This is a genomic window from Finegoldia sp. P2-F-LR (assembly GCF_052932265.1).
The window spans coordinates 167,279-178,378 of sequence record NZ_JBRFJF010000003.1 but is presented as its reverse complement, the minus strand read 5'-3'; the positions used below and the strand labels follow the sequence as shown (position 1 = coordinate 178,378).

13 protein-coding genes are annotated in these 11,100 nt (G+C 34.7%); 4 read left to right on the top strand and 9 right to left on the bottom strand.

What is annotated here, in order from left to right; all coding sequences use genetic code 11:
• Positions 1 to 133: 133 nt before the first annotated feature.
• Positions 134 to 376 carry an AbrB/MazE/SpoVT family DNA-binding domain-containing protein gene (locus ACU68W_RS03145; protein ID WP_102164683.1) on the bottom strand — a complete coding sequence of 81 codons (243 nt, stop codon included), beginning with the start codon at positions 374 to 376 and terminating at the stop codon, positions 134 to 136.
• Positions 377 to 505: 129 nt separating this feature from the next.
• Here ACU68W_RS03145 and ACU68W_RS03140 point away from each other — a divergent pair, with 129 nt between their 5' ends.
• Positions 506 to 910: a DUF3139 domain-containing protein gene (locus ACU68W_RS03140; RefSeq protein ID WP_102164682.1), complete on the top strand. Its 405-nt coding sequence runs from the start codon at positions 506 to 508 to the stop codon at positions 908 to 910.
• 36 nt (positions 911 to 946) lie between these two features.
• Here ACU68W_RS03140 and ACU68W_RS03135 read toward each other — a convergent pair whose 3' ends face one another.
• The 6 genes from ACU68W_RS03135 to ACU68W_RS03110 form a co-directional block, all read right to left on the bottom strand.
• Positions 947 to 4,366 carry a pyruvate carboxylase gene (locus ACU68W_RS03135; RefSeq protein WP_446756104.1) on the bottom strand — a complete coding sequence of 1,140 codons (3,420 nt, stop codon included), beginning with the start codon at positions 4,364 to 4,366 and terminating at the stop codon, positions 947 to 949.
• 11 nt (positions 4,367 to 4,377) lie between these two features.
• Positions 4,378 to 4,797, bottom strand: coding sequence for a deoxycytidylate deaminase (locus ACU68W_RS03130; protein ID WP_446756103.1), 420 nt, complete (start codon positions 4,795 to 4,797; stop codon positions 4,378 to 4,380).
• A 217-nt stretch (positions 4,798 to 5,014) separates the two neighbouring features.
• The gene (locus ACU68W_RS03125; protein WP_446756102.1) at positions 5,015 to 5,935 is read right to left on the bottom strand and encodes a DUF4234 domain-containing protein; all 921 of its coding nucleotides are present in this window, start codon (positions 5,933 to 5,935) and stop codon (positions 5,015 to 5,017) included.
• The gene (locus ACU68W_RS03120; protein ID WP_094223984.1) at positions 5,935 to 6,414 is read right to left on the bottom strand and encodes a zinc ribbon domain-containing protein; all 480 of its coding nucleotides are present in this window, start codon (positions 6,412 to 6,414) and stop codon (positions 5,935 to 5,937) included. The genes ACU68W_RS03125 and ACU68W_RS03120 overlap by 1 nt, the downstream gene beginning before the upstream one ends.
• Positions 6,415 to 6,429: 15 nt before the next feature.
• The gene (locus ACU68W_RS03115; RefSeq protein WP_094223983.1) at positions 6,430 to 6,831 is read right to left on the bottom strand and encodes a DUF2752 domain-containing protein; all 402 of its coding nucleotides are present in this window, start codon (positions 6,829 to 6,831) and stop codon (positions 6,430 to 6,432) included.
• Positions 6,832 to 7,053: 222 nt separating this feature from the next.
• On the bottom strand, positions 7,054 to 7,431 hold the full coding sequence (locus tag ACU68W_RS03110; protein WP_094207779.1) for a type II toxin-antitoxin system HicB family antitoxin: 378 nt from the start codon (positions 7,429 to 7,431) through the stop codon (positions 7,054 to 7,056).
• 103 nt (positions 7,432 to 7,534) lie between these two features.
• Here ACU68W_RS03110 and ACU68W_RS03105 point away from each other — a divergent pair, with 103 nt between their 5' ends.
• The 3 genes from ACU68W_RS03105 to ACU68W_RS03095 all read left to right on the top strand — a co-directional run bounded on the left by ACU68W_RS03105 (position 7,535) and on the right by ACU68W_RS03095 (position 8,383).
• Positions 7,535 to 7,792 carry a type II toxin-antitoxin system Phd/YefM family antitoxin gene (locus ACU68W_RS03105; protein ID WP_094223982.1) on the top strand — a complete coding sequence of 86 codons (258 nt, stop codon included), beginning with the start codon at positions 7,535 to 7,537 and terminating at the stop codon, positions 7,790 to 7,792.
• A 115-nt stretch (positions 7,793 to 7,907) separates the two neighbouring features.
• Entirely contained in the window at positions 7,908 to 8,126 is a 219-nt protein-coding gene (gene relB / locus ACU68W_RS03100; protein WP_002838701.1) for a type II toxin-antitoxin system RelB family antitoxin, read from the top strand.
• Positions 8,123 to 8,383, top strand: a complete 261-nt coding sequence (locus tag ACU68W_RS03095) for a type II toxin-antitoxin system RelE family toxin (protein WP_094223981.1) — start codon at positions 8,123 to 8,125, stop codon at positions 8,381 to 8,383. The genes relB and ACU68W_RS03095 overlap by 4 nt, the downstream gene beginning before the upstream one ends.
• A gap of 107 nt (positions 8,384 to 8,490) precedes the next feature.
• Here ACU68W_RS03095 and ACU68W_RS03090 read toward each other — a convergent pair whose 3' ends face one another.
• Together ACU68W_RS03090 and ACU68W_RS03085 are read right to left on the bottom strand one after the other, a co-directional pair.
• Complete coding sequence (locus ACU68W_RS03090) at positions 8,491 to 9,801, bottom strand: glutathionylspermidine synthase family protein (RefSeq protein ID WP_094223980.1); 1,311 nt, start codon at positions 9,799 to 9,801, stop codon at positions 8,491 to 8,493.
• A complete protein-coding gene (locus ACU68W_RS03085) occupies positions 9,794 to 11,098 on the bottom strand; it encodes a glutamate--cysteine ligase (protein ID WP_446756101.1) in 1,305 nt (434 codons plus the stop codon). The genes ACU68W_RS03090 and ACU68W_RS03085 overlap by 8 nt, the downstream gene beginning before the upstream one ends.
• Between the last annotated feature and the right edge of the window lie 2 nt (positions 11,099 to 11,100).

The following is an 11,100-nucleotide window of genomic DNA, read 5'->3' as shown; positions in this document are numbered from 1 at the left end:
CCTAAATTGGGAAGACTAGCTTCAAGGAGGTTAACTACGACCTCTATCTATACAATTATTATCCCATAAGAAAGTGGGATAGAGAACAAAATGTAGTATTAATTACTACAACTATAATATACGAGGACGGTTACTACCATACTTCTTTTCCAATCATTTTTCCCCAATCAATATCTTCTTTTGAATATTTGCTATTAAAATCTTCAAACAAATCTTCAATATTCATTTCATCATCAGATGAATTTTCGATTATTAGTTTATTATCTTTAATTTTTAAATCTAAAATATCATTATCTTTCCAATTTAAAGCATCCAAAATCGACCTTGGAATTTGCAACAAATGAGAATCTTCACACCTATATAATTTGATTTTCATAATTCCCTCCAAAAGCTAAATTATTAATATATAGTATATGCTTTTTTAAAAAATTTTTGAATGTCCTTTGATATTCCTTCATAAAAAAATATAGTATAATTATAATACAAACACGAAGGAGATATACAGATGCAAAAAACAACAAAAACAAACTTCAGAAAAATATTGAAACTAGTTTTATGGGCAGGTCTAATTATATTTTGTATTAATTTAATTATAAAATATCCTATACACAGGCACATTGGTTTTGACAGGATGTATAAGTACATGGATATGCAGAAAATCCCAAGAAGTGATGTCAAAAGTGTGAGGGCTTTCAGATCCACAAAAACGGACGATTATGTTTATTGGGTTGTGTTAAAAGATTTGGAAAATTACAGATATGAGTACGGATATAATTTGAAAAAAGATAACATGTCATTGAACATTAGTAAGAAAGAATATGATGATGTGTACAAGTATATTAGTGACGAGGAAGTTGCTACATTAAAATATAAACCATTGAAAGAAAGTATTTACTATTTCAAAAAATAAAAACGGATTGTAGATTTGACTCTACAATCCATTTTTTTATTCCAAAACTATTAAAAGTTGGTCTGTGTCGATGGTGTCATTTTCTTTGATTAGGATTGATTTTACAATTCCTTCTGATTTGGATAGTATGTTTGTTTCCATTTTCATGGCTTCCACTACTACCAATGGGTCGTTGACTGATACTTTGTCGTTTTCTTTGACTAGGACTTTTACGACTCTTCCTGGAATTGATGCTCCAATTTCTTTGTCGTTGTTAGGGTCTGCTACTGATAGGTTGTCTTCTTCACGTTCTGTGATTTTTGCAGATTCATCGAACACTCTGACTTCACGTCTGTTTCCGTTGACTTCATAAGTGAAGTTTCTGTAGCCGTCTTTTTCCAATCTTCCTTTTTCGATAAGTTTGATGATGAGGATTTTGCCTTCTTCTATTGGGACTTCGACTGTTTCTTTTTCGTTTATTCCTTCGAAGAATGTCGGCGTGTCCATGTAAGTGAAGTTGCCTTTTGTTTTTCTGTAGTCGATGTATTCTTCGAATACTTTTGGATAAAGTGCGTGTGATACGATGTCTTTTTCGTCGAATTCCATTTTGTATTTGTCTTCTAAATCTTTTTTGTCTTTTTCGAAATCAAATGGGTCGATGTAAAGTCCAGCTCTTTTTGTGATTGGTTGTTCATCTTTTAATACGATTTTTTGTAATTTTTCGTTGAATCCACCTTCAGGTTGTCCCATCATTCCTTTGAAGAATGATATTACTGAGTCTGGGTAGTCGAGGTTTTTGCCTTTTTCGTAGATGTTTTCTGGAGTGAGTCCATTTGCCACCATGAATATAGCCATGTCTCCGACCATTTTGGATGATGGTGTAACTTTGATGATGTCACCAAGCATGTCGTTGACTTTTTTGTACATTAATTTTACTTCGTCGAATTTTTCTCCAAGTCCGAACGATTCTACTTGTGGTTTGAGGTTGGAATATTGTCCTCCAGGAATTTCGTAGCGATAAATTTCTGTTGTACCACTTTTCAAATCGCTCTCAAATTGTGAGTAGTATGAGCGAACGTCTTTGTAGTAGTTGCTGATTTTGTCACAGTTTGAAAGGCTGATTCCCGTTTGACGCTGAGTGTTTTCAAGAGCGGCTACTACTGAGTTGAGTGCAGGTTGACTTGTGAGTGAACTCATTGAGTTAAAGCAAGTGTCCACTATGTCAACTCCCGATTCACAAGCGTTGATTATTGTAGCGACTCCGTTTCCTGTGGTGTCGTGTGTGTGCAAATGAATTGGAACAGAAACTTCGTTTTTCAATGCTGAAATTAGCTTCGTTGCGGCGTATGGTTTTAACAAAGCGCTCATGTCTTTGATTGCGATAATATTTGCGCCGATAGATTCTAGTTCCTTTGCTTTTTTCACATAATATTCTAGTGAGTATTTGTCTCTTGATTCGTCCAAGATGTCACCTGTGTAGCAAAGCGTTGCTTCCAAGATTTTTCCTTGTTCAAGTACGCTGTCACACGCAAGTCTCATTCCATCGATGTAGTTTAGCGAATCGAATACTCTGAACACGTCGACTCCGTTTTGCGCAGCTTTTTGTACGAATTTTACCACGACATTATCTGGATAATTTTTGTATCCTACGGTGTTGTTTCCACGAAGTAGCATTTGGAATAAAATGTTCGGAATTCTTTTGCGAAGTTCTTGTAGTCTAATCCAAGGATCTTCCTTCAAAAATCTGTAGCTTACGTCAAATGTTGCGCCACCCCACATTTCCAAACTGAACAAGTCCTTCATCAATTCATTGGTAGCTTCTGCGATAGGAAGCATATCTCTTGTTCTCATTCGTGTCGCCATCAATGATTGGTGCGCATCTCTTAGGGTTGTGTCTGTGATTAGAAGTTTATCTTGGTTCAAAATCCAATCGCTAAGTCCCTTGGCACCTTTTTGTTCGAAAATATCTTTGGTTCCTGTAGAATTTGTCTTGGTAAATTCTGGAATTTGTGGAATGTTGTAATCTTTTTTGTCGTTATTAATGGAGCGTTCACTGATGAAATTCAACACCTTTAATTCCTTATCAGTTGATGGTTTGATGTCGAAAAGTTCAGGATTTTTGGAGATAAATCCCGTGTCACAAGTTCCCTTGTGGAATTCTTCTGTGTTTAGAACGTTGATGATGAAGCCGATATTTGTCTTCACTCCGCTGATTTTCGTTTCTCTCAAAGCACGGATTGCTTTGTTGATTGTGTCGTTGAATGTTCTGGAGAAGGCAGTGATTTTAACCAAAAGCGAATCGTAATATGGTGTGATAACTGAACCTGTGAATCCATTTCCACCGTCAAGTCTCACGCCGAATCCGGAACTTGTACGATACAAATCAATCTTACCAGTATCAGGCATGAAATTATTCGCAGGATCTTCTGTCGTGATACGACATTGAATTGCGTAACCATTAGTGTGGATATCGTCTTGTGAATAAATTCCTATCTCATCAGAATCAAAACTTTTGCCGTCTGCTATCAGAATTTGAGTTTGAACGATATCAATTCCAGTGATAAGTTCACTAACTGTGTGTTCTACTTGAACTCTTGGGTTTACTTCGATGAAATAGTGGTTTTCATCTTCGTCCACCAAAAACTCCACAGTACCGGCGTTTGTGTAACCAACTTCTTTGCAGATTTTGATGGCATCGTTGTGAAGTTCGTTTTTTGTCTTTTCTGAAATCGAAAATGCAGGAGCAAATTCCACAACCTTTTGGTGACGTCTTTGAATGGAACAATCTCTCTCGTATAAGTGAAGAATATTTCCGTGATTGTCGGCTATGATTTGCACCTCAATGTGTTTTGGATTGCGGATGTATTTTTCGATGAACATATCGTCTGATCCGAAAGCCTTCTTGGATTCGTTTTGTGCGCTGACGAAAGAACTCATCAAATCAGATTCTTTTTCGACAATTCTCATTCCACGTCCGCCACCACCAGCACATGCTTTTACCATAACTGGATAGCCGATTTTGTTTGCGATTTCCAATGCTTCATTTTTATTTCTGATAGGAGTTTCCACGCCTTCGATAGTTTGTACGCCGGCTTTTTTGGCAACTAACTTCGATTGGACCTTGTCACCTAAACTATGTAGAACAGATTCGTCAGGACCCACGAAAATAATTCCGTTTTCCTTGCAACGTCTCGCAAATTCTGCATTTTCACTCAAAAATCCATATCCAGGATGGATGGCATCGCAGTGTTTGGATTTTGCAATCGCAATGATTTTTTCGATATCTAAATAACTCGACAAAGGTGATGCCGCATCTTTTATCAAATACGATTCATCAGCCTTTGTTCTGAAAAGGGAAGTCTTGTCCTCTTCGCTATAAATCGCAACGCTTCTTATTCCAAGCTCACTACAAGCTCTGAAAATTCTTATAGCAATCTCGCCACGGTTTGCCACAAGAAGTTTTTTTATTTTATCCATATTACACCTCTTTAAATTTGGACATATTCAATATTATTTCGATCTAACAATTCAATCGCATACTCATCCACACGATAAGCTTCGTGATAATAAACCTTGCTAATTCCAGCTTGAATTAAAGATTTCGTGCAATTCAAACAAGGAAAATGAGTCACATAACAAATACAACCCTTCACAGCGATTCCTTCCTTCGCACAATACAACAAAGCATTCATCTCCGCGTGAATCGTAGCAATACAATGTCCGTCACGCAAAGTGTGACCAACCTGGTCGCAGTGAGGATTGCCACTAATAGCACCATTGTAACCTGTCGATACAATCCTGTTGTCGGAATTCACCAACACACAACCAACAAACGCCCTGTCACAAGTGCTTCGTGTCGCAACATTCAATGCCAAATCCATAAAATATTCATTCCAAGATTTTCTCATATTGACCTCTCATCATCATTAAAAAATTTCTTTACATTTAATATTATCATAAAAGCAAAAAAAGAAAAACTGAAAAGCGACAAAACCACATACAAAAAAAGCCACACAATGTGGCTTAGTGAAATAAAAATATTTACAAAATTTTACAGCGTTACTAGCTTTGCAGATTAATATGCATCAAAAAAGAACCCAAATCACATTGGGTTCTTAGTTTTTCTTAAAATATTGGGTTTTGTTGGTTGTATCCTCTACAAATTTTGTTTAAATTTTTTATTGTTATATTTCTAGCTACGAAAAATCCAAGTCCACATACCCATCCACCTAAAAGGACCCAAAGTAAATAAGTTGAACCATTTTCTTGAATCGTATAACCGTATCTTGGACCGTTTGCTGCGAGCCTATTAGCTAGTGCATAATCCCAATAAAGAAAATAAATACCACAAGTTAAAATAGATAATATAATATACTTTAATAGACCGCTTGTTTGTTCTCCGTCTCCAGCACAAGCAATATTAACTTCTCTTGAAACTGTGTGTACGAAATAATACCAATAAAATCCGCAAGTAATAATGTTTAATATTATAAATAATAGTAATGATCTATTTTCTTTTAACATACCGTGAAAATCTCCTGCATCCTCTGTGTATTTGTATGCTCCTGCTCCAACATTTTGATTTGAAGCTTTTTTGTGAGCAGTGTTACTAGAATTTACCTCTTTTGATACCTTAGAAGATATTTTCTCAATTTCTTTCATGAATTGAGAAAAAGCCGCCATTATTTCTGATTTTAGAAATTCTGTATCACTAAGTTTATTGAAATATCCGTCTTCATAAATTTTTTCGCCAGCAGAAGTTGAGATAACATATATAATTGCTGGAACACCAATAGCAATAAGTACCAGAAAAATGCTAGATGTTGGTTTAAAGAAGTATGCGGAGCTTTTGATAACGATGTCAATAATTCTTACTAAAATTAAGAAAGCACCACTTACAACTAAAAGATTAAAAAGATCTTGATTATTTCCTTTGTTCCATTGTCTTCCTACTGTAAAAAAGCTGTAGGCTACAAATACTATAGAAACTACGGATAATAGACTTGCTATTATATTGAAAAATGATGAGATTAAGTATCCGAGCATTAGAATATACCTCCTATTGTGTAAAAAATTAACTTGATAAGGTCAATAGCATAAACCAAAGCAAAGATAGCCATTACTGCACAAGCAGCTAATGCTATGGGCTTTACAAGTCCGCTATTTTTAACCTCTGTAGTTTTTTCGTTAGATTCAGATTTTGCTTCGAAATTATTTTCTTCGAATGCTTGACTACCAATAGGGTTAGTGCTCTTGTCATCTTCTTCAAATAATTCTGAAGTATTTTCGATTCTTTCTCCATCTGCATTTTCGAAGGATTTTTCAGAATCATCTTCATTTGTAACTTCCTCAACAATTTCATCAAGCTTTTCTTGAATGTCGTTGTTTTCTTTCACTTGCTTTTCTTCTTTAATGTCTTCTGTGCAATTTTCGATTAATTCTTCTTCAAATTCTACAGGCGTTCCGCATTGTCCACAAAATTTGGCATTTTGGTCGATATCAGACCCACAATTTTTACACTTCATAACATCACCTCTTTCTTAATTTTTCTTAAAGCTTTGGTAAGCTTTGTAGACTATTGATTCTGTTGGCTTAAAAACAACAATCGTATCATTTGGATTTATCATTCTCCATATATATACCGCAAAAAACAAGCAAATTATTATAATTATGCTGATTTTTTTAAGTTTGTGTGGTAAATTTTTTCTAAAAATGTAACCAAGGAAAACTATTGCGGGTAATGGAAATAAGGGGTGATAATAAAAAGCCATTCGTGGGTTTAGTTTAATTAAAGATATCCACGCTCTTGTCATTCCACAACCTGGACTAGATATTCCTGTTACTGCCTTAATCGGGCAGGTAAATCCAAGATAAAAAAGAATTCCATATAGCAACACTATTGAAATTATAAAGAATAAAAAATCTTTGATTTTGCTCTTCATAGTTTTTCTTTTCTCCCATAAATAAACGATATATTATATATAATTATATCATGCTGGTAATTATAAATCTATAGATTAAGTTTTTTATTTATGAATATTTTCAGACAAATACTAATGGAAAAAGTATGATGTAAAATTTGATAAATTTAGAGCAATAATCATAAAAACCACACATAATAAAAGCCACACAATGTGGCTTAGGGAATAAAAATATTTACAAAATTATGCGTTGATTTTCTTTTCAAGAGCTGTGGTCAAAACTTCAGAATAATTGATATTTTGGCGATCACAAAGTCTAACCAACCATTCAGGGACTGTAACATTTTTTCTGATGGTTTTGTTGTTTTTTATAAATGGTGTGGGATCAACTTGAATCATAGACGTAAATCCATCTTCAACTTTTATTTTTGTAATATCACTTGGTTTAGGAAGTGGAATATCTTCATCAATGAAAGTCGCCAACACGCTTTCTAACATTTGATGAGCATTCACCATTGCTTCTTCGATATTATCTCCTTCAGTTCCACCGCCAAACTCTGGAAATTCCACCCAATAAGAATCTTCTTCTTTATGAAAAATAGCAGGATATGATTTTAACATCGTCTAACCTCCTTATGCTTTAATAATACGCATAATGCGCATAAAAGTCCAGCACTGTATTAGAATAATATAGGATATAATAAAAATAGAAGGAGTTGAGGTAATGAAAATCACAACTGCAGAAAATTTCAGGGATAATTTATCCGAAATGATTGACGAATTAATAAAATCAAATGAACAGCTAAAAGTTACCACAGAAATGGGAAATGTTGTCGTGCTTAGTGAGTCAGATTATAACGGGATAATGGAAACTTTAAGAATATATTCAAATTCACAAGAAAAAGAAAAAATAATAGAAGGATTACATACAAAAATAGATGATTGTGTATCTGGGGATGAAATTAATCGGAATAATTTTTAATCTTTCACCAAAAAAGCCACAACAAAATGATGGGATCGTAAGTTTTAGGCTTGACTTAGTAAAAGATTTATATTACAATTGTGTTACGATGTAACACAATAAAAGGAGTGATTTTATGGCTACTATAACGATTAGATTGAGCGAATCGGATAAGGAACTTTTCACAAATGTTTCAAAAGAAAAAAACAAAACTTTATCCGACTGGGCAAGAGAATCATTATTGGAAAAAATTGAACAAGAGTATGATGAAAAAATAATTAATGAGTATCTTCTAAACAAAGACCAAATGAAATTTTACAGTAATGATGAGGTAAAAAAAGAGTTGGGTATATGAGGGTTATTTATTCAGAAAAATCACTAAAATCCTTGAAAAAACTCGATAAGCCTATTCAAAAAATGATTATTCATTATATGGAGAAAGTAGGTCAATTAGAAGAGCCACGTGCAAGAGGTAAGGCGTTGTCAGCCAATTTGAGAGGATTTTGGCGATACAGAGTGTCGAACTACAGAATTATTTGCGAGATTGATGACGATAAATTAATAATCTGCGTTGTAGATGTCGATCATAGGAAAAATATATATAAATGTTGAAAAAAGTTATTTGTAGTACGAGCTTTAATTCTACAAATAACTTTTTTATTTGCAAAAATTAAAGAATCATATCTGCACACAAAAAAGCCACACAATGTGGCTTTTTATTACTCATTTATGAACAAGTTAGGTGCTGTGTAGTATTTTCTGGCGCCGCTTACGACGTTATCTTTTCCGATTCGTGTGTAAGGGGCTACGAAGTGTTTGTTGTAGATGAACAGTCCCACAACTTGTGTGAATTTGTTGAGTACGGGAGATTTTTCTTCGAATTCCAAGAACTCGCACTTATTCATATCGTAATATTCTTGGAAGACGTAGCCTGTGCGTATAAATTCTGGAAGTTTTTCTTGCAATTCTTCTTCTCTCATTTCACTTCCTACGTATATTCCAAGTGATGCGTAGCCGTCAATTGGTTTAAAGATGTATTTATCTTTGTTCATTATGATTTCGTAAGCGTCACGTTCTTCGATTTTTTTGGTGAAAGGAACGTGTTCGTCGATGAATTTCTTTTCTTCAGTATTCAACAAAGCTTGTGTTTGTTCGTCTCTGAAGATTTCAAATATTAACTTGGAGTGCATTAATTGTGACCTGAATGATCCCACCATGAAGAATGCATTGTCCATGTAAGCGTCTAAGAATGGTTTGATTTGATCTTTTATTTTCAACAATTCTAATGTTACAATTCTTCTGTAAACCAAATCTATCACATAATCTCCGTGGCACAATTTGCCGTTTTTGTATTCTAAATCTCTGATGTCGATGATTTCGCAGTTGAATCCATTTTCTTCGTAGACTCTTTTGAATTCATCAAATTCGTTAGGAGTTCCCACTTCCAAATTATCCACGATTGCAATGTTTGGTTTCTTATCGGATACGTATTTCTTGTACATATCAGCTGTTTCCCAAACCCATGGAGTGAACATGTCGATGTTTTCGACTGAGTGTTTTTCCATGAATTTTTGCATAGCTTTTGTTTGAAGAAGAAGTTGTCCTAATGTGTTGTCTTCGTTCATCGCAGATGATCCGTCTGTGTTGAGTTCACAAAGCATGTAGTTTACTCCGTCGTAGAACACGTCGTAGCGACAGATTGGAACGGGAACATCGTAGCCTGGATCGTGAAGCACTAGTTCTTCGATTGCTGGATCCAATTGGAATATTTTACGATATTCGGGATTTTCCACAAATTCTTTGGTGATTTTGTCAGTCATGCTCATCAAAACATTTGAAATATATACAAAATCTGAGCGGTTCTTTTTGTTGTAGAAAAGTCCTTGGTAGGTCATAGGGATTGGTTCTCCGTGATAAATGGCCTTAGAAACTTTTGTTTTGGCGATAAAATCCACGAAATCCCTATAATACATATCTTCGTCTTCTCGTATTATTTTATATAATTCTAATGAATATTCGTCATTAAACATCTAAATCCTCCAATTTAATTTCATTTGCAACTACAGCTTCACGAAGTCCTTTTTCCTTGTAAATTTTCTCGAACTGATCTCTAGGATTCATTCCTTTTTCCAACATTTCTTCTAGTGGAATAAGATAGCCGATTTCATTTGCAGGAAGTCCTGCCTTTGCCATATCCATAAGCATTTTGCAAAACTCTAACATGTTTACATTCATAAATGTAGCATCCAGTCCTTTTTCACGTGCATCTAGTTTTGCTTTCATGCAAGATTCATATGTCATATTTTTGAATAGCTCAGATAATTTGTCTAAGTTAGTATCGTCGTAGAACAATCCTTTGATTAGGGCTACTGCTGAGAAATTAAGTGGATATTTGATTTCGTCCATCATTCTGATTTCGATGTATCGTTTCGCTCTTACATCGGGAAATACTATGGATAATGCGTGGAAAATCATATCAGTATCTCTAACGTCTTCGAATACTTCCTTGAAAGTTTTTCCTCCAACATAGTATTGTTCGTGGTTTTCGTCAATTGAGAAAATCAACGGCGTGTTTAATATATTTTCGGCGTATTTCTTGTAGCTCAAATCATCATCGAAACTAAAAGGATACATTCCGGATCTGTCAGTGTCTGTGTTTTCCCAGATAATTTCTCTCATGTTACGACTTTTTGCAGGCTCTCCTTCGAAAATATATGCGTTGTCGAACAATGTGTAGAATACTGGAGACAAACAGTTTGCAATTTTGTATTTCTTAACGAAATCTTCTTCGGATGAATAGTCGATGCTGCATTGTAAAGAGCAAGTGCCCTTCATCATATTGTGAGCCATGTCTCCTCTTTCGTTGAAATATTTGTACATAAAATCGTATCTTTTTTTAGGCAAGATTTTAATCTCGTCGATTTTAGTCACAGGATGATAGCCCAAAGTCACCATAGCTTGGTTTTTCTTATCGAAAACTTCAACAAGTTTTCTCATATTTTTGATGTAAATATCCTTCAAATCGTCGATGTTCCACTTCGATGACAAAGCAACTTCGAATTGGCTTCCAGGTTCTGTCGACACTGCCAAATCATCATTTTCAAGTCCAAGAATGTAATCTCCTTCTTTGTAAGCGACACATCCTCCTTCGTGAAGTTCTCTGAGAGTTTCTCCGACTCCGTTTTCGCCAAAATACGACACAGTCTTCAAAGTATCTTTGTCTATGATGAAATGTTCCATCTCCATTCCGACAGTGAATTCTTCCTTTAATTTTTCTCCGCTTTTAATGTAGTTAATTACAGCTTCAAGCTGTTTTTCGTAATCCATTT